Genomic DNA, 24,142 nt, shown 5'->3' with positions numbered 1-24,142 from the left:
GGCGCGGTGCGGGCCGGCACCGTGCCTCCAGTCCCGCGACCGGTCGCGCCTCAGTGCGCGGCGGCTTCCCAGTTCGGGCCGACGCCCACGGACACGTCCAGCGGGACGGTCAGCTCGGCCGCGCCGCCCATGCGGGTGCGGAGGATCTCCTCGACCCGCTCCTGCTCGCCGGGCGCGACCTCGAGGATGAGCTCGTCGTGCACCTGCAGCAGCAGGTGCGACGCGAGCTCGCCGTCGCGGAGGTCGGCGGCGACGCCGAGCATCGCGATCTTCATGATGTCGGCCGCCGAGCCCTGGATCGGCGCGTTCAGCGCCGCGCGCTCGGCGTTCTCGCGGAGGACGCGGTTTGGGCTCTTCAAGTCGGGGAACGGGCGACGGCGACCGAAGATGGTCTCGGTGTAGCCGTCCTCGCGCGCCTGCTCGACGACACCGCGCAGGTAGTCGCGCACCGCGCCGAACCGGGCGAAGTACTCGTTCATGAGGGTGCGCGCCTCTGACTGCTCGATGCGGAGCTGCTTCGACAGGCCGAACGGGCTGAGGCCGTACGCGAGGCCGTACGACATCGCCTTGACCTTCGTGCGCATCTCGGGCGTGACGTCGGCCGGCTCGACCGAGAACACCCGGGCGCCGACGAACCGGTGCAGGTCCTCGCCCTCGTTGAAGGCCTGGATGAGACCCGGGTCACCGGACAGGTGCGCCATGATGCGCATCTCGATCTGCGAGTAGTCGGCCGTGATGAGCGTCGTGTAGGGCTCGGCGACGGCGAACGCCGACCGGACCCGGCGCCCCACCGCGGTCTTCACCGGGATGTTCTGCAGGTTCGGGTCGGTCGACGAGATGCGGCCGGTGCTGCTGCCGGTCTGCTCGTACCGGGTGTGGATGCGACCGTCGACGATCGCGGCGTCGAGCGTGTCCACGATCTGCCGGAGCTTCGTGGCGTCGCGGTGCTGGAGCAGCAGGCCGAGGAACGGGTGCGGGTGCTGTTCCTGCAGGTCGGCGAGGCTCGCGGCGTCGGTCGAGAACCCGGTCTTCGTCTTGCGGGTCTTCGGCATCGCGAGCTCGATGAAGAGGACCTCCTGCAGCTGCTTCGGCGACCCGAGGTTCACCTCGTGCCCGATCTCGGCGAAGGCCTGCTGCGCGAGTTCGGCCGCGCGCTCCCCCAGGTCGTGCGACAGCCCGGTGAGCACCGGACGGTCGATCGCGACACCCGTGGTCTCCATGCCGGCGAGGACCGGGACGAGCGGGAGCTCGATGTCGTCGAGGACGGTGAGCGAGGACTCGTCGAGACGCGCACGCAGCGCGGTGGTGACCCGGAGCACGAACCACGCGTGCACGCCGACGTTCACCGGGTCGGTCTCGGGGACGAGCTGGTTCGGGTCGGCCGTGGGGAGCTCTTCGCCGAGTTCCTGGTAGACGAGGTCGGCGAGGGGCTGCCCCTGCTTGCCCGGCTGCGCGAGCCACCCGGTCAGGCGGGCGTCGCCGGCGATGCCGTTCACCTCGAAGCCGACCGTGGCGAGTGCCTTGATCGCGGTCTTGGCGTCGTGGAAGTGCTTCGGGGCGTCGGAGGCGAACCACGCCGACAGCTGCTCGTAGTCCTTCGCGCCGCTGCCGCCCGGGACGAGGACGGCGTCGTCGTGCGTGGCGATGCCGATCGCGCTGAGGCGCCCGTCGATGACCTCGACCGCGACGCCGTAGCCGTTCGCCGCCTCGGCCGCGTTGCGCCGCTCGAGCCAGTAGCCGAGCTCCTCGTCGATGAGGGTCTTGACCGCGGGCGGCGTCGGCGCACCGCTGTCGACCGAGCCCTCGACCGCGCTGGACTCCGACGCCTCGCCGGAGCCCGCGACCTTGAACACGCGGTCGAGCAGCGTGCGGAACTGCAGCTTCGCGAAGAGCTCGCGCACCGCGGCCTCGTCGAGGGGACGGAGTGCGACGTCAGCCGGCCCGACGGGCAGTTCCACGTCGTTCACGAGCCGGTTGAGCTTCCGGTTGCGGATCGCCCGGTCCTTCTGCTCGCGCAGGTTGTTGCCGACGACGCCCTTGATCTCGTCGGCGTGCTCGAGGACGCCGTCGAGGGAGCCGTACGCCGTGATCCACTTCACCGCGGTCTTCTCGCCGACCTTGTCGATGCCGATGAGGTTGTCGCTGGTCTCGCCGACGAGGGCAGCGATGTCGGGGTACTGGTGCGGCTCGATGCCGTACCGCTCGTACACCTTGTCGCGGTCGTACCGGGTGAGCTCGGAGACGCCGCGGACCGACGGGTACAGCAGCGTGACGTCGTCGTTCACGAGCTGGATCGAGTCGCGGTCGCCGGACACCACGTAGACCTGGTAGCCCTGTTCGGAGCCCTGGCGGGCGAAGGTGGCGAGGATGTCGTCGGCCTCGTAGTCCTCTTTCGTGACGGTGGTGATGCCCATCGCCTCGAGCGCCTGCTGGAGGAGCGGGATCTGGCCCTTGAACTCGGCCGGGGTCTCGGAGCGGGTGCCCTTGTAGTCCTCGTACTCACGCGTGCGGAACGAGAAGCGCGAGATGTCGAACGCGACCGCGAGGTGGGTGGGCTTCTCGCGCTGGAGGAGCATGAGCAGCATCGAGATGAAGCCGTGGATGGCGTTCGTGTGCTGCCCGTCACGGTTCACGAAACTGTCGACCGGCAGCGCGTAGAAGGCCCGGAAGGCGAGCGAGTGGCCGTCGATGACCATGAGGGTAGGCTTTGCGGAGTCCGACACCCGGACAGCCTACCGACGCCATCCGACACGGGAGTCCGCCAGCGTGACCGATCGAGCTGCCACCACCGGGACCGTCGACGAGCGCCTCGCCGACCGTGGGATGGGCGAGCTCGCCGAGAAGATGGGCATGGTCATCACGGAGCTCACGGCCGAGCGCGCGGTGGGCACGATCCCGGTCGAGGGCAACCGTCAGCCCGTCGGACTCCTGCACGGCGGCGCCTACGTCGTCCTGGCCGAGAGCCTCGGGTCGATGGCCGCGAACGTGCACGCCGGTCCCGGCCGGTACGCGGTCGGCATCGAGCTGAACGCCTCGCACTCCCGGAGCGCCACGAGCGGCCTGGTCACCGGTACCTGCACGGCACTGCACCTGGGCAACACGCTCACCACGCACGAGATCGTCCTCACCGACGACCAGGGGCGGCGCTGCTCCACCGTGCGCATCACCAACATGATCCGCGAAGCCCGCTGACCCCGGCGGGCGTCACGAAGGAGTGACCCGTGCCCGCCACCGACTGGAGGATCGAACTGATCCTCGTCCCCGTCAGCGACGTCGACCGATCCCGCGAGTTCTACGAACGGATCGGCTTCTCGATCGACCACGACCAGCGCGTCTCCGACGAGCTCCGCTTCGTGCAGGCCACCCCGCCCGGGTCCGCCTGCTCCATCGCGTTCGGTGAGGGCATCATGTCCCCGGACGTCGTCCCCGGCTCGCTCAAGTCGATCCAGGTCGTCGTCCCGGACGCCGACGAGGCCCTCGCGCACCTGCAGGGGCTCGGCGTCGACGCGATCGGGGTGGACGAGATGGCGTGGGGACGCTTCGTGTTCTTCACCGATCCCGACCGGAACGCGTGGACGCTGCAGCAGCTCCCGGCGCGCGGATGACGGGTCAGTCCTCGGGCGGGCGCTGCAGCAGCAGTCGGGCGTCGCCGAACCCGAGGCGGCGGTAGAGCGTCTCGCCCTCGACGCTCGAGTGCACCGACGTCCGCTCCGCACCGAGCTCGTCGGCGGCGTCGAGCAACGCGGTCACGAGGCGCTTCGCGACGCCGGCGCCCCGCAGGTCTGGGTGGACGTAGACGGTCTGCACGTCAGCGGTCAGCCGTCGCCCGGGTCGGTCCGGCGTCGGGGGCCGTGCGACGAGCCCGAGCCACGCCATGCCGAGCACCCGGTCGTCGCGTTCGGCCACGACGCAGCGGTGCGTGTCGGGGTGGGCGGCGGCGAACGCCGACATCGCCTCGCGGTACTCGTCCGGGGTCACGCCCGGCGTCGCACCGCCTTCGTCGACGCTCCACCGCCATCGCAGATCGGCCACCGCCGGCATGTCTTCGGGCCTGGAGGCACGGATCACCACGTCGTCCATGGCTCCACCCTGCCAGGTGGTCGGCCTGGTGCGCGCTCGGGTCGCTACTTCTTGGCGCTGAGCTGCTCGATGATCGCCTTGGCGACGTCGTGCATGGTCAGGCGGCGGTCCATCGAGGCCTTCTGGATCCAGCGGAAGGCCTCGGGCTCGGTGAGGCCCATCTTCTCGTTGAGCAGGCCCTTGGCGCGGTCGACGAGCTTGCGGGTCTCGAAGCGCTCGACGAGGTCGGCGACCTCGGCCTCGAGCGTGATGATCTGCTGGTGCCGCGAGAGGGCGATCTCGATCGCGGGCAGGAGGTCGTTCGGCGTGAACGGCTTGACGACGTAGGCGAGGGCGCCGGCCTCGGTCGCACGCTCGACGAGGTCCTTCTGGCTGAACGCCGTGAGGAGGACCACGGGGGCGATGTGGTTCTTCGAGAGCTTCTCGGCGGCGGAGATGCCGTCGAGCTGCGGCATCTTGACGTCCATCACGACGAGGTCGGGACGGAGGTCGGTCGCGAGCTGCACGGCGGTCTCGCCGTCACCCGCTTCGCCGACGACGTCGAACCCGTTGTCGCGGAGGATCTCGACGATGTCGAGGCGGATGAGCGACTCGTCCTCGGCGACGACGACGCGACGGGGTGCTGTTGCAGTTGCTTCTGTGTCACTCACACGCAGAAGCCTACTAGACCTCGGAAGTGCCAGTTGTACGAGTGGCGGGACTCGAACCCGCACGCCGTGAAGCAGAGCATTTTGAGTGCCCCGTGTCTACCATTCCACCACACTCGCGTAGGGCATCAGGCTAGCAGGACGCCCGCTCGCGGACGTGCACCGGCCGGCACCGTCGCGCTCGCGGGCAGGCGCACGTCGAACACCGCGCCGCCGAGCTCGCCGTCGCCCCCGTGCGCGAGCGAACCGCCGTGCGCGACGGCGATCCCGCGCGCGATCGGCAGCCCGAGGCCGGCGCCGCCGGAGCGGGTGTCCCGAGCGTCCTCGAGCCGGACGAGTCGGTCGAACACGCGCTCGCGGTCGGCTGCCGGGATCCCGGGGCCGTCGTCCTCGACACGGAGTCGAGCCCCCTCCGGTCCCACGCTGAGGCGGAGCCAGACCGTGCCGGTGCCCCCGGTGGCCCTCGCGGCGTTGTCGACCAGGTTGCCGAGCACCTGGGCGAGTCGGTCCGGGTCCACGTCGGCGTCGACCGGGTGCTCGGGGACCTCGACGTGCAGCTCCACGCCGGGCAACCGGATGCGGAGCCGCTCGGCCTCGGTGTCGAGCCAGTCGACGAGGTCCGTCCGGTGCCGGTCGAGGGCGATCCCCCGGTCCAGCCGCGCCATCGTCAGCATGTCGTCGACGAGCCGAGCCGCCCGGTCGGCCTGCCGCACGACGTGCACCGCGAGCAGCTCGTTCGTCTCCGGGTCGTCCGGGCCGTTGCGCACGAGGGTGTCCGCCGCGGCCCGGACACCGGCGATCGGCGTCCGCAGCTCGTGGGCGGCATCGGACAGGAACGCGCGGACACGTTCCTCGGCGGCGACGGCCTGTGCCTCCGCGCCCTCGACCGCGTCGAGCATCTCGTCGAGGGCGAGCGCCACCCGGCCGATCTCCGTGTCGGTCCGGGACGGCCGGAGTCGGCGTCCGCGGTCCCCCGCGGTGATGGACCGGGCGGCGGCGGTCATCTCGTCGAGCGGGCGCAGCGAGCGTCGGACGACGAGCACGACACCCACGACGGCGACGCCGAGGAACGCGGCGGACGCACCGCCCATCACCCAGCCGAGCTGCGTCAGGGTCTCCTGCACGTCGCGCGTGCCGGCGGTCAACGTGATGCGGGTACCGTCCTCGAGGTCCGAGCGGAGGGTCAGCACGCCGTCGTCCTCGTGCACCGACGACGACGTGATGGTGTCGCCGGCACTGTCGGACGTGCCGGTGGTCGACGGAGCCGCCGAGGACCGGGCCGCCGGTCCGGGCAGGCCCGTCGGGTCGGCTGGCCCCTTCCGCAACTGCTCGGGGCTGGGGCCGGCCTCGACCGCGGCGCCGTCGGGTTCGACGATCCGCACGGAGAGCCCCTGCGCCGACAACCGATCGGCGAGGTCGCTCGCGTCGAGTACCCCGACGAGCGCGGCCGCGGCGGACGCCCGGTCACGCAGGCGGTCCTCGACCTGCGCGGTCAGTCGGGCGCCGAGGACGGCCTCGACCGCGACGACGAGGGCCGTCAGCAGGACCGCGAGGAGCACCAGGATCGCGACCACGGTCCGCAGCCGGAGCGAGGTGGTCCGCAGGCGTCCGTCGCGCATCACGCCGCACCCCGGTCCACCGCGAGCCGGTACCCGAGGCCCCGGACGGTGTGCACGAGCCGCGGCCCGTGCGCCTCCATCTTCCGCCGCAGTGCGCTGAGGTGCACCTCGACCAGGTTGGGTGCGATGTCCTCGTAGCCCCAGACCTGGGTCGTGATCTGCCCCTTCGACACCGTCCGTCCGCGGCTCTCGGCGAGGAACCGGAGGAGTCGGAACTCGGTCGCGGTCAGGTCGAGCAGCACGCCGGCGCGACGGACAGTGGAGCCGTCGGGGTCGAGCACGAGGTCGCCCACCTCGATCACGGACGGCACCCGTCCTCGGCGCCGGAGCACCGCCGTCACCCGGGCGACGAGTTCGGCCATCGCGAACGGCTTCACGACGTAGTCGTCCGCCCCCTCGGCGAACCCGCGCAGTCGGTCGTCGAGCTCGTCCCGCGCGGTGGTCATCACGACGGCGGCGTCCGACCGGGCCCGGATGCGGGCGGCGAGCAGGATGCCGCTCGGCCCGGGGAGCATCCAGTCGAGCAGGACGAGGTCCGGGGCGGTGCGGTCGAGGTCGGCGGCGATGGAACGGCCGTCCGCGACCTCGGCGACGGAGAACCCCTCGGCGCGGAGGGTCGTCACGACGGCGGTGCGGAGGGAGTCGTCGTCCTCGACGACCAGGATGCGGGCGGGTGCGGTCACGGCGGACACCGTAGGTCGGCTCCGCCAGCACGGAGCATGGAACGGCCTGGAGAAACCCTGTGCTCCACGAATGCTTCAGTCCTGCTTCAGATTCGAACCCGAGCGTCGTCCTCGTCGGCGGACCGACCCGGTCGACCGACGGACGAACAGGAGAACACCATGGAGAACGAACAGGGCACGAAGCGTCGCCGGACCCTCCGCGCGGTCGGGATCGGATCCGCAGCGGCGGCCGTGCTGGTCCTCGGCGGGATCGGGGTGAGCGCCGCGGTGGCGGCCCCCGCCACGCCGAGCGCAGCGGCGACCGGAACCCCGTCCGGAGCACCGAGCGGCGCACCGACCGGCGCGCCCACGGACGGACCCGCCGCCGGGCCCGCCGGGAAGGGCGACACCGGCACCGCCCCCGGCTGCGTCGCCGGCCCGCTCGCCGACGGGAAGGCGCCGACCCCGCCGAAGGACGGCACGGCTCCGACCCCGCCGAAGGACGGGAAGGCACCCAAGCCCCCGAAGGACGGGAAGGCACCCAAGCCCCCGAAGGACGGCACGGCACCCACCCCGCCGAAGGACGGGAAGGCACCCGAGCCCCCGAAGGACGGCACGGCACCCACCCCGCCGAAGGACGGAACGGCACCGAAGCCGCCGAAGGACGGGAAGGTTCCGACCCCGCCGAAGAACGGAACGGCACCGACCCCGCCGGCCGCACCCGACGCGGACGCGACCTCGACACCGGAGCCGACGACCGGGTCCTGACCACCCCGCACCCGCCGCGGGAGGCGCGCGCCGTCGGCCGACGGACCGACGTGTGCCGTGCCTCCCGAGCCGGCGGAGCCGTCCGCTCAGGGACGCTCGATCGCCTCGATCGCCGCCACCACGCCCGCCCGCCGCGGCGACCGACGCGGCAACGCCGCGAGCAGCGCCCGCAGCACCTGCTCGTCCGCCGCACCGTCCGCGGTGCGTGCCCACGCCTGCAGCGCGTCCACCCCGCCGTCCTGGAGGAGCGACTCACGGAACCGGGACCGGACGCGGTCACGCAGGTCGTCGACCCCGGGCGACGCGGACCCCGGCAGGACCGGTCCGGTGTACCGGTCGACGGCCTGGAGGCGCGCCCCGCGGTCGAGCGCGGACAGGACCGTCTCGACGTCGGTCCGGATCCCCTCCAGGCGGTACGGCCTGGACGTCAGGCGCGCGTCGAGCGCGTGGTGGGCGAGGACACGGCGGAGCCGCACCACCTCGGCCCGCAGCGTCTGGACGGCGCGCGGGTCGCCGTAGACGGCGACCGCGAGGTCCGCGGCGGCCAGTCCCTGCGGGTTCGCGGCGAGCACCGCGAGGATCTCCGAATGCCGCTCCGACAACGCGACCGACCGCGACCCGACCTGCAGCGTCGCGGTGTCGGACCCGAGCAGCGTGAGCTCGGCGGACGGGGCCGCAGCCGGACGGTGTGCGGTCCGGGCCGAGAGCGCCGCCAGTGCGAGTTCGGCCTCGGCCGCCGCGGCCGTCGCCGTCAGGAGCGGCAGCGTGTGGCGTTCGACGGCGCGGTCGTCGCCCGTGATGTCGAGCGCGCCGACCACCGTGCCCGCGGCGTCGCGGAGCGGGACCGCCGTGCAGGAGAACCCCTTCACGGCCGTCGCGTAGTGCTCCTCCGCGTGGATCTGCACGGCGCGTCCGAGCCGGAGCGCGGTCCCCGGAGCACTCGTCCCGGCGCGTTCCTCCGCCCAGTCGGCACCGGGGACGAACCCCATGCCCTCCGCGGCGCGCCGGGCGGATCGTGCGCCGTCCACCCAGACGAGCCGACCCGATGCGTCCGCGAGGGCGACGACGCACCCCGCCGACCGGACGTCGTCGAGCAGGAGCCGTCGGACGACCGGCAGCGCCGTGCCGAGCGGACCGGCACGGCGGAGGGCGTCGAGTTCGTCCTCGCCGATCGAGGGCGTCGGCACGGTCTCGGGGTCGACGCGGGCGGAGCGACGCCAGGACGCGGCGACGAGCGGGCGGAGACCGGACGGTTCGCGCATGCGCCCTCCTGTCCGGTCCCCGTCGCGTCGTCGCGAGCGGTGCGGTCAGCCTACGTCCGGCACCCCGCTCGGGCCAGGGCCGGCGCTGACCAGGCCGAGATCCGCGAGCTCGGCGTCGTCCAGCATCCGGGAGCGGGTGAGGAACCGCTTGCCCTCCGGCACCTCGAGGGAGAAGCCCGCGCCACGACCGTCCACGACGTCGATCGTGAGGTGGGTGTACTTCCAGTACTCGAACTGCGACCGCGACATGTACACCTCGACGGGCGCGATGCCGTCGACCTCGAGCGCGCCGAGGAGCACGTCGCCCGAGCCGGTCATGAACATGCCGACGGGGTAGCACATCGGGCTGGAGCCGTCGCAGCACCCGCCCGACTGGTGGAACATGAGCGGGCCGTGCCGGGCGGCGAGGGAGCGCAGGAGCTCCCCCGCCGCCGGCGTCACCGCCACGCGGGCGGTGGCGGGCCGGTCGTCGGTGGCCGGCCGGTCGTCGGTGTCGGGCATCAGAAGAAGCCCATCGGGCCCTCGGCGTAGGACACCAGCAGGTTCTTCGTCTGCTGGTAGTGCTCCAGCATCATCTTGTGGTTCTCCCGTCCGATGCCGGACTGCTTGTAGCCGCCGAACGCCGCTCCGGCGGGGTACTGGTGGTAGGTGTTCTCCCACACGCGCCCGGCCTGGATGTCACGGCCGGCGCGGTAGAGCGTGGTGGCCTCGCGGCTCCACACCCCGGCGCCGAGGCCGTACAGCGTGTCGTTGGCGATCGAGATCGCGTCGTCGTAGCCGCTGAAGCTCGTCAGCGCGAGGACCGGGCCGAAGATCTCCTCCTGGAAGATCCGCATCGAGTTGTCCCCCTCGAAGACCGTCGGCGTGACGTAGTACCCGCCGGACAGCTCCCCGCCGAGGTCCGCCCGCTCGCCACCGGTGAGGAGCTTCGCGCCCTCCTGCTTCCCGATGTCGATGTAGCTCAGGATCTTCTCGAGCTGGTCGTTCGACGCCTGCGCGCCGATCATCGTCGACAGGTCGAGCGGGTGCCCCTGCTTGACCGCGCGCACCCGGTCGAGGCCGTCCGCGACGAAGCCGTCGTAGATCTCCCTCGCCACGAGTGCCCGCGACGGGCAGGTGCAGACCTCGCCCTGGTTGAGGTTGAAGAACGCGAAGCCCTCGAGTGCCTTGTCGTAGAAGGCGTCCTGCTGCTGGGCGACGTCGGCGAAGAAGACGTTCGGGCTCTTGCCGCCGAGTTCGAGCGTCACGGGGATGAGGTTCTGCGACGCGTACTGCATGATGAGCCGGCCCGTGGTCGTCTCCCCCGTGAAGGCGACCTTGCGGATGTCCGGGTGCTGCGCGAGCGGTGCACCGACCTCGATGCCGAAGCCGTTCACGACGTTGAGGACACCGGCCGGGAGCAGGTCCCCGATCAGGTCGATGAGCACGTGGATGGACGCCGGCGTCTGCTCGGCCGGCTTCAGGACGACGCAGTTGCCCGCCGCCAGTGCCGGGGCGAGCTTCCACACCGCCATCAGGATGGGGAAGTTCCACGGGATGATCTGCCCGACGACGCCGAGCGGTTCGTGGAAGTGGTAGGCCACGGTGTCGTGGTCGATCTCCCCCGTCGAGCCCTCCTGCGCGCGGATCGCCCCGGCGAAGTAGCGGAAGTGGTCGATCGCCAGCGGGATGTCCGCGCCGATCGTCTCGCGGATGGGCTTGCCGTTCTCCCACGTCTCCGCGACCGCCAGGGCCTCGAGGTTCTGCTCCATCCGGTCCGCGATCCTGTTGAGGATGCCGGCGCGTTCGGCGACGCTCGTCCGACCCCAGGCCGGGAACGCCTTCCACGCGGCCTCGACCGCACGGTCGACGTCGGTGGAGTCACCGCGGGCGATCTCGGTGAAGACCTTGCCGGTGACGGGTGTGGGGTTCTCGAAGTACTGCCCCCCGGCCGGCGGGACGTACGCGCCGCCGATGTAGTGGTCGTACCGGGAGCGGTACGAGACGAGGGACCCCTCCTCGCCGGGTGCGGCGTAGGTGGATGGTGACGGTGCGATGGTCATGGTGGACACCTTTCGACGACTCTGTCGGGGCGCTGGGTCCGCGCCTGCCCGAACGCTACGGCGGCGCAGGTTGCATCCGGTTGCACCGCTTCGCGGCGCTTCGCCCTCCGCGCGACGAACCGACCGCTGCCGGCCGAGGTAGCGTCGGACCGAGCAGACCTGACAGGGAGGAGTGCTCGTGGACTCTCGTGCCGTCCGCACGTTCCGCGTGTTCGTCATCGTCACCGCGGTCGTCGCCATCGCGCTCGGCATCGTCGCGATCGTCTGGCCACGGCCGTCGCTCGTCGTCGTCGCGCTGCTCTTCGGCGTGTACCTCGTCGTGGCCGGCGCACTGCGGGTGTTCGCCGCGGTGCGGGGCCACGGCACGCCGCCGGTGTGGCGCTGGACCTCTGGCGTCGTCGGTGGCCTGGTCGGGGTCGCCGGACTCGTGACGCTGCTGGACCCCGCCGTCCCGCTCGTCGTCTACGCGGTGCTCGCCGGCGTCGGCTTCATCGTCGAGGGGATCGCGTCGTTGATCGGCGGCTTCGTGGGACACCCGGGGTCGTCGCGGGTCCCGTCGATCGTGAGCGGGGTGCTCTCGATCCTCGGGGGCGTGGTCGTGCTGGTCGCGCCCGGGCTCGCACTGACCGTGTTCATGGTCTTCTCGGGCATCGCGCTCATCGTCGTGGGCGCCGCGGCCCTGCTGCTGCTCCCGCCCCGGGCGGCCGTCCGTCGCTAGCGGGGCCTCTACGGTCCTCGGGCTAGGCGCTGCCCGTCCCGAACAGCAGCCCGAGCCCGTAGGTGACCGCTGCCGCACCGAACCCGATCGCGAGCTGCCGGAGCGCCCGACGCAGCGGCGACGCACCGCTCAGCACGCCGACCACCGCGCCCGTGCCGAGCAGGGCGATCCCCACGAGGAGCGCCGCGACCACGATCGCCGCCCACCCCTCGAGGCCGAACAGGTACGGGAGCACCGGGATGATCGCCCCCGACGCGAAGAAGCAGAAGCTCGAGACCGCCGCGCTCATGCCGTTGCCGATGGCCTCGTGGTCGTCCACCGGCGCCGTGCCCGTCACCGCGGCTCCGCCGAGGACGTCGTCGGCGTGCTGCTGGGCCTCGGCCTCGGACATGCCCCGAGCGCGGTACACGAGGGCGAGCTCGTTCGCGTCCACGTCGAGGTCCGCGACGGCCCGGCCGGCTTCGGGGTGCGGGGCCGATGCCGTGAGGAGCTCGCGCTGCGACCGCACCGAGACGTACTCCCCCGCCCCCATCGACAGCGCGCCGGCGAGGAGTCCCGCGATGCCGCTCAGGAGGACGAAGTGCCGGTCCGCCCCGGACGCGCTGACGCCGATGATGAGCGCCAGGTTCGACACGAGGCCGTCGTTCGCGCCGAACACCGCGGCTCGGAAGGTGCCGGACAGACGCATCCGCCCGCGGTTGGCGAGCCCGCGGACGACCTCGCCGTGGATCCGTTCGTCGGCCGCCATGCTCGCGGTCGCGTCGGCGTCGTCGGCGTAGGGCGAGCGGTCCTCGGCGCGCTGCATGAGCGCGAGGACGAACACCGACCCGAACCGCTTCGCCAGCGACGCGAGCACCCGGGTGCGGAGGCTCCCGCGCTGCGGCCGACCCACGTCGTCGCCGAGCAGGTCGAGCCAGTGCTGTTCGTGCCGGCCCTCGGCCTCGGCCAGGGCGGACAGGATCTCGCGTTCCTCACCGTGTCGCCGGGCGGCGAGGTTCCGGTAGACGGCGGCTTCCGCCCGTTCGTCCGCCAGGTAGCGGCGCCAGCGTCGGACGTCGGTGCGCTGGGCGGTGGGTCGGGACTGGAGGCTCACACCGGCCATCCTGCCCGCTCGCGCGACCGCGTGGTCACGCGGCCGCGGGGCGGAACGCGACAGGGCGCGGACCGGAGGCTGCGTGCGTCGCCGCACCGCGCCTCCCGTCCGCGCCCTGTCGGGACGCGACGCGACGTCAGTCGCGCACGTAGGCCGGAGCGGCCTCGGCGTGGGCGTCGCCCACGCGGTGCACGCGCAGGTCGTTCGTCGACCCCTCGATGCCGGGAGGGGAACCGGCCGTCACGATGACGCGGTCCCCGGGGGCGGCGAGGCCGTTCTCGAGGAGGACGTCGTCCACCTGCGAGAAGAGCTCGTCGGTGTGGGTCTTGCGCTCGACGAGGAACGAGCGGACACCCCAGGTGAGGGCCATGCGGCGACGCGTCGCCTCGTTCGGGGTGAACGCGATGATCGGCAGGCCGTGGCGCAGACGCGACATGCGTCGGGCCGAGTCGCCGGACTCGGTGAACACGCAGAGGTACGAGGCCTCGGTGAACTCCGCGATCTCGACCGCGGCGAGCGTGATCGCCCCGCCGAGGGTGCGCGGCTTGGTGCCGAGCGGCGCGATGCGCTCGAGGCCGTGGTCCTCGGTGGACTCGACGATGCGGGCCATCGTGCGGACCGTCTGCACCGGGTACTCGCCGACGCTGGTCTCGCCCGAGAGCATGACCGCGTCCGCGCCGTCGAGCACGGCGTTCGCGACGTCGGAGGTCTCGGCGCGGGTCGGGATCGGCGACGAGATCATCGACTCGAGCATCTGGGTCGCGACGATGACCGGCTTCGCCATGCGGCGGGCGAGCTCGACGGCGCGCTTCTGCACGATCGGGACGGCCTCGAGCGGGAGCTCCACACCGAGGTCACCGCGGGCGACCATGATGCTGTCGAACGCGTCGATGATCTCCTCGAGCGCGTCGACGGCCTGCGGCTTCTCGATCTTCGCGATCACGGGGAGGCGCTTGCCCTCTTCGTCCATGATCTCGTGCGCACGCTCGACGTCGGCGGCGTTGCGCACGAACGACAGCGCGATGAGGTCGGCGCCCTGGCGGATGCCCCAGCGGAGGTCCGCCTCGTCCTTCTCGCTGAGCGCGGGGACGTTCACGGCGACGCCGGGCAGGTTGATGCCCTTGTTGTTGGACACGGTGCCGCCGACGACGACCTCGGTGCGGACGCGCACGCCGTCGGTGTCGAGCACGCGGAGGCGGACCCGGCCGTCGTCGATGAGCAGCGGGTCACCGGGCTTGACGTCCTGCGGGAGGCCCTTGAAGGTCGTGCCGCAGATCTCCTTCGAGCCGGGGACGTCCTCGGTGGTGATGGTGAACACGTCGCCGACCGCGAGGTCGTGCGGGCCGTCGGCGAACTTCGCGAGGCGGATCTTCGGACCCTGCAGGTCGACGAGGATCGCGACGGGCTTGCCGAGCTCCTCGGCGGCGCGACGGACGTTCTCGTAGTTGGCCTCGTGGACGCTGTAGTCACCGTGGCTGAGGTTGAGGCGGGCGACGTCGACGCCTGCCTCGATGATCTCCTTGACGGTCTCGTACTCCGACGTTGCCGGTCCGAGCGTCGAAACGATCTTTGCGCGTCTCAATGGATTCCTTCGTGGTGGTGGATGGTGCTTGGGTTTCCGCGCTGTGGGGCCGCGCGGAACGAAGCGAGGCCACCAGCACCCTATCGAGTGCCGGTGGCCTGTCGCTCACTGCTGGGTGGGCATCGGGTGGACGTCCATCGTCAGACCGAGATCGCCCGGTCGGTCGCCTTGACCGGAGCCGGGAGGATCGTCGAGCCCTCGAGGTACTCGTCGACCTTCGCGGCGGCGGCCCGGCCCTCGGCGATCGCCCACACGATGAGCGACTGCCCACGACCGGCGTCGCCCGCGACGAAGACGCCCGGCTCGTTGGTCGTGTAGTCGGCCTGGCGGGCGACGGCACCGGAGACCGTCACGGGCAGTCCGAGCTGCGGCGCCAGCGTGTCGGTCTCGGGACCGGTGAAGCCCATGGCGACGAGGACGAGGTCCGCGGGGATCTCGCGCTCGCTGCCGGCCTTCGGGACCCGGCGGCCGTCGAGGTACTCGGTCTCGGCGACGCGGAGCGCCCGGACCTCGCCGGCCTCGTTCGCGAGGAACTCGACGGTGGACGCGAGGTAGTGGCGTTCGCCGCCCTCTTCATGGGCGCTCGTGACCTCGAACACGGTCGGGAACATCGGCCACGGCTGCTCGGACGGACGCTCCAGCGGCGGCTGCTTGCCGATCGCGAGGTTCGTCACGCTGAGCGCACCCTGCCGGTGGGCGGTCCCGATGCAGTCCGCACCGGTGTCGCCGCCGCCGATGACGACGACGTGCTTGCCCTCGGCCGTGACCTGGTTGTCGACGGTCGTGCCGGCGTTCGCCTTGTTCTGCTGCACGAGGTAGTCCATCGCGAAGTGCACGCCGGCGAGGTCGCGCCCCGGGATCGGCAGGTCGCGCGGGACCGTGGCGCCGGTGGCGACGACGACCGCGTCGTACCGGGACTTCAGGTCGTCCCAGGTGATGTCGCGCCCGATCTCGACGCCCGCACGGAAGCGGGTGCCCTCGGCCTGCATCTGGGCGAGCCGCGCGTCGATCTGACGCTTCTCCATCTTGAAGTCCGGGATGCCGTAGCGGAGCAGACCACCGATGCGGTCGTCGCGCTCGTACACCGCGACGGTGTGGCCGGCGCGGGTCAGCTGCTGTGCGGCGGCGAGCCCGGCGGGACCGGACCCGACCACCGCGACGGTCTTGCCGGTCAGGCGCTCCGGCGGGTGGGGCGTGACCCAGCCGTTCTGGAACGCCTCGTCGATGATCGAGACCTCGACCTGCTTGATCGTCACCGGCGGCTGGTTGATGCCGAGCACGCAGGACGCCTCGCACGGTGCCGGGCACAGCCGACCCGTGAACTCCGGGAAGTTGTTCGTCGCGTGGAGTCGCTCGATCGCCTGCCGGCCCTCGCCGCGCCAGGTGAGGTCGTTCCACTCGGGGATGAGGTTGCCGAGCGGGCACCCCTGGTGGCAGAACGGGACGCCGCAGTCCATGCAGCGTCCGGCCTGTCGCTTGAGCGCGCCGGACTCCTGCTGCTCGTAGACCTCTTTCCAGTCCATGAGCCGCACGGGTACGGGTCGTCGGGCCGGGAGCTCGCGCTCCTGGACCTTCAGGAATCCCTTGGGGTCAGCCACCGGTCACCTCCAGAATGCGGTTCCAGACGACGTCGCCGTCCGGGTCGAGGCCCTCGTCGACGGCCTGCTGTCGGGTCTCGAGCACGGCCGCGTAGTCCCGCGGCAGCACCTTGACGAAGTCGCTCAGGTCACCGGACTCGAGCAGTTCGCTCGCGAGGGTCGACCCGGTCTCGGCAGCGTGCCGCGCGAGCAGGTCGTTCACGATCTCGACGTCGGCGCTGTCGAGCGGCTCGAGCCGGAGTTCACCGGACGCGAGCGAGTCGGTGTTCACGTGCTCTTCCCGCAGGCCGCGGACGTACGCGGTCCCGCCGGACATGCCGGCACCGAGGTTCCGACCCGTCTCGCCGAGGATCAGGGCGAGCCCACCGGTCATGTACTCGAGCGCGTGGTCCCCCACGCCCTCGACGACGGCGGTCGCACCGGAGTTGCGCACCAGGAAGCGTTCGCCCACGATGCCGCGGATGAACATGCTGCCCTGGGTCGCGCCGTAGCCGATGACGTTGCCGGCGATGACGTTCTGCGCGGGGTCGAAGCCACTGCCCGCGTCCGGACGCACGACGATCTCGCCGCCGGACAGCCCCTTGCCGACGTAGTCGTTGCTGTCCCCGACCAGGCGGAGCGTGATGCCCGCCGGCAGGAACGCACCGAGCGACTGCCCGGCGGAACCGCGCAACGTCACGTCGATCGACCCCGACGGCAGGCCGTTCTCGCCGTGGCGGAGCGTGACCTCGTGGCCGAGCATCGTGCCGACCGCGCGCTCCGTGTTCCGGATCGGCAGGTCGAGCGCGATCGTCCCGCCGTGCTCGAGGACGTCGGCCGTCTGCTGGATGAGCTGCACGTCGAAGTGCTGCTCCAGCTCGTGGTCCTGGTCGCGCTGGTGCCGGCGGGGTTCGTCGGCGTCGAACCGCGGTCCCTTGAGCACGGGCTCGAGGTCGAGGCCGGACGCCTTCCAGTGCTCGACCGCGCGGTCGACGTCGAGGGCGTCGGCGTGGCCGATCGCCTCTTCGAGGGACCGGAAGCCGAGCTCGGCGAGGAGCTCGCGGACCTCTTGCGCGATGAACTCGAAGAAGTTCACGACGAACTCCGGCTTGCCGCTGAATCGCTTGCGGAGCTCGGGGTTCTGGGTCGCGACGCCGACCGGGCACGTGTCGAGGTGGCACACCCGCATGAGGATGCAGCCCTCGACCACGAGCGGCGCGGTCGCGAAGCCGTACTCCTCGGCGCCGAGCAGCGCGGCCACGACGACGTCACGGCCGGTCTTCATCTGCCCGTCGACCTGCACGACGACGCGGTCGCGCATGCCGTTGAGCATGAGCGTCTGCTGCGTCTCGGCGAGGCCGATCTCCCACGGGGTGCCCGCGTGCTTGAGCGAGTTCAGCGGCGACGCACCGGTCCCGCCGTCGTGTCCGGAGACCAGGACGACGTCGGCGAGGGCCTTCGTCACACCGGCGGCCACGGCCCCGATGCCCGACTGGCTCACGAGCTTCACGTGGACGCGTGCGGACGGGTTCGCCCGCTTGACGTCGAAGATCAGCTGCTTGAGGTCCTCGATCGAGTAGATGTCGTGGTGCGGCGGCGGCGAGATCAGACCGACACCCGCGGTCGCGTGCCGGGTGCGGGCGACCCACGGGTACACCTTGGTCGGGGGGAGCTGCCCGCCCTCGCCCGGCTTCGCACCCTGCGCCATCTTCAGCTGGATGTCGGTCGCGTGCGTCAGGTACATGCTCGTGACGCCGAACCGCCCGGACGCGACCTGCTTGATCGCGCTCCGACGCTCGGGGTCGAGCAGGCGGTCGACGTCCTCGCCGCCCTCGCCCGTGTTCGACCGGCCGCCGAGACGGTTCATCGCGATCGCGAGCGTCTCGTGGGCTTCCTTCGAGATGGACCCGTAGGACATCGCACCGGTGTTGAACCGCTTGACGATCGACTCGATCGGCTCGACCTCGTCCAGCGGGACCGGCTTGCGGGCACCCTGCGCGAAGCGGAAGAGGCCGCGGAGCGTCATCAGCTGCTCGGACTGGTCGTCGACCGCCTGCGAGTACTCGCGGAAGATGTCGTAGCGACGGGAGCGCGTCGCGTGCTGCAGCCGGAACACGGTGTCCGGGTTGAAGAGGTGCGGCGGGCCTTCGCGACGCCACTGGTACTCGCCGCCCGTCTGCAGGCGCTCGTGCGAGAGGACAGCGCCGTCCTGCGGGTACGCCTGGGCGTGCCGCTCGGCGTTCTCCTTCGCGATGACCTCGATGCCGACGCCGCCGAGGATCGACGAGGTCCCGGTGAAGTACCGGTCGACGAACTCCTGGCTGAGCCCGACGGCCTCGAACGCCTGCGCGCCGGCGTAGCTCGACACCGTCGAGATGCCCATCTTCGACATGATCTTCAGCACGCCCTTGCCGAGCGCCTTGATCACGTTCTTGACGGCCTGCTCCGGCGTGATGCCGCTGATCATGCCCTGGCGGACGAGGATCTCGCAGGTCTCCATCGCGAGGTACGGGTTGATGGCCGAGGCGCCGTAGCCGATGAGGGTCGCGACGTGGTGGACCTCGCGCACGTCACCGGCCTCGACGATGAGCCCGACCTTCATGCGCTGCTCGGTGCGGATCAGGTGGTGGTGCACGGCGGCGAGCAGCAGCAGGCTGGGCACCGGTGCCTGTTCGGCGTTGCCGTCGCGGTCGGACAGCACGATGAACTGCTTGCCGGCCTCGATCGCCGCGTCGACCTCGTCGCACACCGCGGCGATGCGCTTCTGCATGGCCTTCTTGCCGGCGTCGACGCGGTACAGGCCCTTGATCGTCACGGTCAGGTGGCGACCGGACTCGGTCTCGAAGTGCTGGATCTTGGCGAGCTCGTCGTTGTCGATCACGGGGAAGTCGAGCGTGATCTGCTTCGCGTGCTCGGGGCCGGCGCTCAGGAGGTTGCGCTCCGGCCCGAGACCCATGCCCATCGAGGTGATGACCTGCTCGCGGATCGAGTCGAGCGGCGGGTTCGTCACCTGGGCGAACTGCTGGGTGAAGTAGTCGAAGAGCAGCCGGGGACGCTGGGACAGCACCGCGATCGGCGTGTCCGAGCCCATCGCACCGAGCGGCTCCGCTCCGGTCTGCGCCATCGGACGCAGCAGGATGCGGACCTCTTCCTCGGTGTAGCCGAAGGCGCGCTGGCGACGGGTCACCGAAGCGGGCGTGTGCACGATGTGCTCGCGGTCCGGCAGGTCACCGAGGTTGATCCGGCCGCCGTCGAGCCACTCGCCCCACGGGCCGGACGTGGCCAGCTCGCGCTTGACCTCGTCGTCCTCGATGATGCGACCGGCCTCGGTGTCGACGAGGAACATCCGGCCGGGACGGAGCCGGCCCTTGCGCACGACCTTGTCGGCCGGCACGTCGATGACGCCCGTCTCGGAGCCCATGACGATCAGGCCGTCGTCGGTCACCAGGAAGCGACCGGGGCGCAGGCCGTTGCGGTCGAGGGTGGCACCGACGAGCGTGCCGTCGGTGAACGTGATGGCTGCCGGGCCGTCCCACGGCTCCATGAGCATCGAGTGGTACTCGTAGAACGCCCGGAGCTCGGGGTCCATCCCGACCTGGTTCTCCCACGCTTCGGGGACCATCATCGACACCGCGTGCGGCAGCGACCGGCCGGTGAGCGTCAGGAGCTCGAGCACCTCGTCGAAGGACGCCGAGTCGCTGGCGCCCGGGCTGACGATCGGCAGCAGGGGCGCCATGTCGCCGAGCAGTTCGCTCTGCAGCTGCGACTGCCGTGCCCGCATCCAGTTGCGGTTGCCACGGACGGTGTTGATCTCACCGTTGTGCGCGAGCGTGCGGAACGGCTGCGCGAGCGGCCACGAGGGGAACGTGTTCGTGGAGTAGCGGGAGTGCACGATCGCGAGCTTCGACGCGAAGCGCTCGTCGCTGAGGTCCGGGTAGAACGGCTCGAGCTGGAGCGTCGTGACCATGCCCTTGTAGACCATGGTCCGGCTCGACAGCGACATGAAGTAGACCTCGGTGTCGTGCTCGGCACGCTTCCGGAGGCGGAAGGCCTGGCGGTCGAGCGCGACGCCGCTCCACGACGCGCCGTGCACGTCGTGCCGGATCGAGGCGACGAAGAGCTGCTCGAACGCGGGCATCGCCGCTCGGGCCAGGGTGCCGAGGACCTCGGGTCGGACGGGGACCTCGCGCCAGCCGAGGACGCGCAGGCCCTCTTCACGCGCCAGTCGCTCGACGGCACCCTTCACCGCGTGCCGGTCGTCCTCGTCGACGGGCAGGTACGCGGTACCGACCGCGTACTCCCCCGCTGCTGGAAGATCGAAGGACACCTCGGCGCGGAAGAACTCGTCGGGCACCTGGCAGAGGATGCCCGCACCGTCGCCGGTCCCGGCGTCCGAACCGACCGCGCCCCGGTGTTCGAGGTTGCGCAGCGCACCGAGGGCGGCGTCGACGATGTCGTGCCCGGCCGTGCCGCGGAGCGTCGCGACCATCGCCAGGCCGCACGCGTCCTTCTCGTTCGCCGGGTCGTACATGCCGGTGGCGTCCGGGATCGCGGAGAACCGACGGTGCGGCGGCACGAGTGCCGCCGGGGACTGGGGTGGCTGGAGCGCCATGGGGAACCGTCCTCACGAGGAAGTGGAACAGGGACAGCGGTGGCCCGGTGGTGCGTTCCGCCCAGATGGGCGGGACTGGTGCCCGTGCCCGCCGTCAGTGAGTTGCCCTGGCGGCGTGCGAGGTGTCGGACCCGCTTGTGGTGGGTCCGGGAGGTGCTGCTGACACTCGTGACCGATCGGGATCGGTCACGCAGGAGGGGTGCTTCCTACGCGCGGCCAGCGGTGCTGCTGGTGACCGGATCGGAGTCGGTGACGGCCGCCGGAGCGTCGTCGTCGGACTCTGACCAGGTGTCGTCCGAGTCTACCCCGGACTTCGAGCGGGGCTCGCGACCGGGCAGGTACGGGCTCGGCTCCTTGCCGAGGTGCCGCTTGGACTGGACGAGGAAGATGATGATGCCCAGCAGGATCGCCGCGAAGGACATCCACACGTTCGTCCGGATGCCGAAGAACGTCTCGCTCGTGTCGACGCGGATGGACTCGAGGACCGAGCGACCGATGCCGTACCAGATCAGGTAGAGCGACAGGACCTTGCCCCACTGCAGGCGGAACTTCTTGTCGAGCAGCAGGATCACGACGACGCCGACGACGTTCCAGATGATCTCGTAGAGGAACGTCGGGTGGAAGAGCGTGCCCTCGGGCAGGCCCTTCGGGAACGCCGCGTTCGACGACTCGATCTGCAGGCCCCACGGCAGGCTGGTCGGCATGCCGAAGAGCTCGTGGTTGAAGTAGTTGCCGAGGCGACCGAACGCCTGGGCGAGCAGCACGCCCGGCACGACGGCGTCGATGAACGCGGTGAACCGCAGGCCGACCTGGCGGCAGCCGATGTAGGCGCCGACCGAACCGAGGATGAGCGCGCCGAAGATGGCGAGGCCGCCCTCCCAGATGTAGAGGAAGGACAGCGGGTCGCGCCCGGGACCGAAGTAGTCGCTGACGTGTGTGAACACGTGGAACAGGCGACCGCCGATGATCCCGGCGGGGACGGCCCAGATCGCGATGTCGATGATGATCCAGCGCTCGACGCCGCGCGCGTTGAGCCGGCGGTTCGCGAGGATGACCGCGGCGACGATCCCGAGCAGGATGCAGATCGCGTAGGCGTGGATGCGGAAGTCGAGCGGCAGCGACCAACCGAACGCGTCGCGCAGCCAGGCGGTCAGGTCGAAGTACTGCCACGCGGTGCTCGGGCTCGGGATGCTCAGGAGGGGCATGGAGGTGCTGTCGCCTTTCGGTGCTGGCTGGGCGCGGTGCCGACGTGCCGTCGGCCCCGCTCACTGTAGCGCGGGAGGTGCGTGCGTCAGGAACCGAGGGCTCGGTCCTGTGGAAACTGTGACCGACGCCAGGCGCGGTGCGGGGCGGACGCGTCGCTCACCCGCACCGCGGTGCAGGTGGGCCGACGGGGTCGCCGGCACCGCGCCTCCTGGACGTCAGCGGCGCTGCGCGCCCGAGGTGAGGTCGGCCGCCCGGTCGGCCACGCCCTGCACGCCGAGGTCCGCGAGGGCCCGGACGAAGGCGGACCCGATGATGGCGCCGTCGGCGTACTCGAGGACCTCGCCGACCTGCTCCGCCGTCGAGATGCCGAGACCGACGCACGTGCGCTCGACCCCGGCGTCGCGGAGCCGCGACACGACGGTGCGCGCTGCGACGTCGACGCCCTCGCGCGCGCCGGTGACGCCCATGGTGGAGACGGCGTAGACGAACCCGCGGCTGGACCGGACCGCCTGCTGCATGCGCGTGTCCGAGGAGGACGGCGCTGCGAGGAACACCCGGTCCAGGCCGGTGCGCTCCGACTCGCGGATCCACTCGGCGCCCTCGTCGGGGATGAGGTCCGGCGTGATGAGCCCGGCGGCACCCGCGGCGACGAGGTCGTCGGCGAACCGCTCGACGCCGTACCGGAGCACCGGGTTCCAGTAGGTCATCACGAGCACGGGCACGTTCGCCCGCTCGGTGATCTGGTGCACGGCGTCGAAGACCTGCGCGACGCGGAAGCCGTTCGCCAGGCTCTCCTCTGCCGCCCGCTGGATGACCGGGCCGTCCATCACCGGGTCGGAGTACGGCAGGCCGAGCTCGATGACGTCGACGCCGTTCTCGGCCAGGGCCACGGCGGCGTCGACGCTCGTCTGCACGTCGGGGTAGCCGGCGGGCAGGTAGCCGACGACGGCGCCCGCGCGCTCGGCGTTGGCGGTGTCGATCGTCGTCGCGACCGTCTGGTTCGTGGTCACAGCTGCACCGCGTTCTCGTCGAGGATGCCGAAGTAGCGACTGGCGGACGCGACGTCCTTGTCACCCCGGCCGGACAGGTTCACGAGGATGACGCCCTCTGGGCCGAGCTCCTTGCCGAGCTTGATCGCCCCGGCGAGGGCGTGCGACGACTCGATCGCCGGCAGGATGCCCTCGGTGCGGCTCAGCAGGCGGAAGGCCTCCATCGCCTCGTCGTCGGTGATCGGCTCGTACTTCGCACGCCCGATCGAGGCGAGGTAGGCGTGCTCCGGCCCGACGCTCGGGTAGTCGAGCCCGGCGGAGATGCTGTGGCTCTCGATCGTCTGGCCGTCCTCGTCCTGCATGAGGTAGGACTTCGTGCCCTGGAGGACGCCCTCGCGACCGAGCGTGATGCTCGCGGCGTGCCGACCGGTCTCGACGCCGTCGCCACCGGCCTCGAAGCCGTGCAGCGCGACGGACTCGTCGTCGAGGAACGCCTCGAAGATGCCCATGGCGTTCGAGCCGCCGCCGACGCACGCGGCGACCGCGTCGGGCAGGCGTCCGACCCGGTCGAGGACCTGCTGGCGGGCCTCTTCGCCGATGACCTTGTGGAACTCGCGCACCATCTCGGGGAACGGGTGCGGGCCGGCGACGGTGCCGAGCAGGTAGTGCGTGGAGTCGACGTTGGCGACCCAGTCGCGCAGGGCGTCGTTGATGGCGTCCTTCAGCGTGCGGGAGCCGGTCTCGACCGGGATCACCTCGGCACCGAGCAGGCGCATCCGGGCGACGTTCAACGCCTGACGCTCGGTGTCGACGGCGCCCATGTAGACGACGCAGTCCATGCCGAACAGCGCCGCCGCGGTGGCCGTCGCCACGCCGTGCTGGCCGGCGCCGGTCTCGGCGATGAGGCGCGTCTTGCCGAGGCGCTTCGCCACGAGCGCCTGACCGAGCACGTTGTTGATCTTGTGCGAGCCGGTGTGGTTGAGGTCCTCGCGCTTGAGGATGATCCGGGCACCGCCGGCGTGCTTGGCGAACCGGGGCACCTCGGTGATGATCGAGGGCCGCCCGGTGTAGTCGCGCTGGAGTGTGTCGAGCTCGTCGCGGAAGGCCGGGTCCGCCCAGGCCTCGCGGAACGCCGCTTCGAGTTCGTCGAGCGCGAGGACGAGCGACTCGGGGACGAACCGCCCGCCGAAGTCGCCGAAGTACGGTCCGTGCAGGTCGCGGAGTGAGGTCACGATGGGTCTCCCGGGACACGCCCGGCGAACCGGGCTGGGATGGATGCTGTCGT

At 71.4% G+C, this 24,142-nt stretch carries 19 protein-coding genes and 1 tRNA gene; 4 read left to right on the top strand and 16 right to left on the bottom strand.

The window, feature by feature from the left end; all coding sequences use genetic code 11:
• Positions 1–50: 50 nt before the first annotated feature.
• Positions 51–2,723, bottom strand: coding sequence for a DNA polymerase I (polA, locus tag BM028_RS13020; protein WP_092387037.1), 2,673 nt, complete (start codon positions 2,721–2,723; stop codon positions 51–53).
• A gap of 100 nt (positions 2,724–2,823) precedes the next feature.
• Between polA and BM028_RS13015 the strand changes: the two genes are divergently transcribed.
• Together BM028_RS13015 and BM028_RS13010 are read left to right on the top strand one after the other, a co-directional pair.
• Positions 2,824–3,192, top strand: coding sequence for a PaaI family thioesterase (locus BM028_RS13015; RefSeq protein WP_071296366.1), 369 nt, complete (start codon positions 2,824–2,826; stop codon positions 3,190–3,192).
• Between the two features lie 29 nt (positions 3,193–3,221).
• Positions 3,222–3,605 carry a VOC family protein gene (locus BM028_RS13010; protein WP_092387036.1) on the top strand — a complete coding sequence of 128 codons (384 nt, stop codon included), beginning with the start codon at positions 3,222–3,224 and terminating at the stop codon, positions 3,603–3,605.
• A gap of 4 nt (positions 3,606–3,609) precedes the next feature.
• On the opposite strand, the gene BM028_RS13005 is transcribed toward BM028_RS13010, so the two are convergent.
• From BM028_RS13005 to BM028_RS12985, 5 genes are all read right to left on the bottom strand, one after another.
• Entirely contained in the window at positions 3,610–4,080 is a 471-nt protein-coding gene (locus BM028_RS13005) for a GNAT family N-acetyltransferase (RefSeq protein ID WP_092387035.1), read from the bottom strand.
• 44 nt (positions 4,081–4,124) lie between these two features.
• The gene (locus BM028_RS13000; protein ID WP_022905562.1) at positions 4,125–4,730 is read right to left on the bottom strand and encodes an ANTAR domain-containing response regulator; all 606 of its coding nucleotides are present in this window, start codon (positions 4,728–4,730) and stop codon (positions 4,125–4,127) included.
• A gap of 36 nt (positions 4,731–4,766) precedes the next feature.
• A tRNA-Leu gene (locus tag BM028_RS12995) sits at positions 4,767–4,847 on the bottom strand.
• 8 nt (positions 4,848–4,855) lie between these two features.
• Positions 4,856–6,346 carry a HAMP domain-containing sensor histidine kinase gene (locus BM028_RS12990; RefSeq protein ID WP_092387034.1) on the bottom strand — a complete coding sequence of 497 codons (1,491 nt, stop codon included), beginning with the start codon at positions 6,344–6,346 and terminating at the stop codon, positions 4,856–4,858.
• Positions 6,346–7,029 (bottom strand): response regulator transcription factor, encoded by a 684-nt coding sequence (locus tag BM028_RS12985; RefSeq protein WP_071296365.1) that lies wholly within the window; start codon positions 7,027–7,029, stop codon positions 6,346–6,348. Before BM028_RS12985 ends, BM028_RS12990 begins: the two co-directional genes overlap by 1 nt.
• A gap of 159 nt (positions 7,030–7,188) precedes the next feature.
• On the opposite strand from BM028_RS12985, the gene BM028_RS12980 reads away from it, so the two are divergent.
• Entirely contained in the window at positions 7,189–7,776 is a 588-nt protein-coding gene (locus tag BM028_RS12980) for a hypothetical protein (RefSeq protein WP_092387033.1), read from the top strand.
• Positions 7,777–7,862: 86 nt separating this feature from the next.
• On the opposite strand, the gene BM028_RS12975 is transcribed toward BM028_RS12980, so the two are convergent.
• Genes BM028_RS12975 through exaC form a run of 3 tightly spaced genes read right to left on the bottom strand, consistent with a single transcriptional unit; the run spans position 7,863 to position 11,080 of the window.
• Positions 7,863–9,038, bottom strand: a complete 1,176-nt coding sequence (locus tag BM028_RS12975; protein WP_092387023.1) for a GAF domain-containing protein — start codon at positions 9,036–9,038, stop codon at positions 7,863–7,865.
• Positions 9,039–9,083: 45 nt separating this feature from the next.
• Positions 9,084–9,539, bottom strand: a complete 456-nt coding sequence (locus tag BM028_RS12970; RefSeq protein ID WP_092387021.1) for a DUF779 domain-containing protein — start codon at positions 9,537–9,539, stop codon at positions 9,084–9,086.
• Positions 9,539–11,080 carry an acetaldehyde dehydrogenase ExaC gene (gene exaC, locus BM028_RS12965; RefSeq protein WP_071296289.1) on the bottom strand — a complete coding sequence of 514 codons (1,542 nt, stop codon included), beginning with the start codon at positions 11,078–11,080 and terminating at the stop codon, positions 9,539–9,541. Before exaC ends, BM028_RS12970 begins: the two co-directional genes overlap by 1 nt.
• A gap of 178 nt (positions 11,081–11,258) precedes the next feature.
• On the opposite strand from exaC, the gene BM028_RS12960 reads away from it, so the two are divergent.
• Positions 11,259–11,798: an HdeD family acid-resistance protein gene (locus BM028_RS12960; protein ID WP_070416229.1), complete on the top strand. Its 540-nt coding sequence runs from the start codon at positions 11,259–11,261 to the stop codon at positions 11,796–11,798.
• Between the two features lie 22 nt (positions 11,799–11,820).
• Here BM028_RS12960 and BM028_RS12955 read toward each other — a convergent pair whose 3' ends face one another.
• From BM028_RS12955 to trpB, 7 genes are all read right to left on the bottom strand, one after another.
• Positions 11,821–12,900, bottom strand: a complete 1,080-nt coding sequence (locus BM028_RS12955; RefSeq protein WP_092387019.1) for a VIT1/CCC1 transporter family protein — start codon at positions 12,898–12,900, stop codon at positions 11,821–11,823.
• Between the two features lie 127 nt (positions 12,901–13,027).
• Complete coding sequence (gene pyk / locus BM028_RS12950) at positions 13,028–14,473, bottom strand: pyruvate kinase (protein WP_070416231.1); 1,446 nt, start codon at positions 14,471–14,473, stop codon at positions 13,028–13,030.
• Between the two features lie 140 nt (positions 14,474–14,613).
• On the bottom strand, positions 14,614–16,071 hold the full coding sequence (locus BM028_RS12945) for a glutamate synthase subunit beta (RefSeq protein WP_092387017.1): 1,458 nt from the start codon (positions 16,069–16,071) through the stop codon (positions 14,614–14,616).
• On the bottom strand, positions 16,064–20,581 hold the full coding sequence (gene gltB, locus BM028_RS12940) for a glutamate synthase large subunit (RefSeq protein WP_071296364.1): 4,518 nt from the start codon (positions 20,579–20,581) through the stop codon (positions 16,064–16,066). The genes BM028_RS12945 and gltB overlap by 8 nt, the downstream gene beginning before the upstream one ends.
• Positions 20,582–20,868: 287 nt before the next feature.
• Entirely contained in the window at positions 20,869–21,867 is a 999-nt protein-coding gene (gene lgt, locus BM028_RS12935; RefSeq protein WP_083294946.1) for a prolipoprotein diacylglyceryl transferase, read from the bottom strand.
• A gap of 216 nt (positions 21,868–22,083) precedes the next feature.
• Positions 22,084–22,878 (bottom strand): tryptophan synthase subunit alpha, encoded by a 795-nt coding sequence (gene trpA, locus BM028_RS12930; protein ID WP_070416233.1) that lies wholly within the window; start codon positions 22,876–22,878, stop codon positions 22,084–22,086.
• Positions 22,875–24,089: a tryptophan synthase subunit beta gene (gene trpB, locus BM028_RS12925; RefSeq protein WP_070416234.1), complete on the bottom strand. Its 1,215-nt coding sequence runs from the start codon at positions 24,087–24,089 to the stop codon at positions 22,875–22,877. Before trpB ends, trpA begins: the two co-directional genes overlap by 4 nt.
• Positions 24,090–24,142 lie beyond the last annotated feature (53 nt).

This window comes from Curtobacterium sp. YR515 (genome assembly GCF_900113095.1).
Taxonomy (GTDB): domain Bacteria; phylum Actinomycetota; class Actinomycetes; order Actinomycetales; family Microbacteriaceae; genus Curtobacterium.
Note: the sequence above shows the minus strand (reverse complement) of the source record. Positions and strands in the feature narration are given on the sequence as shown.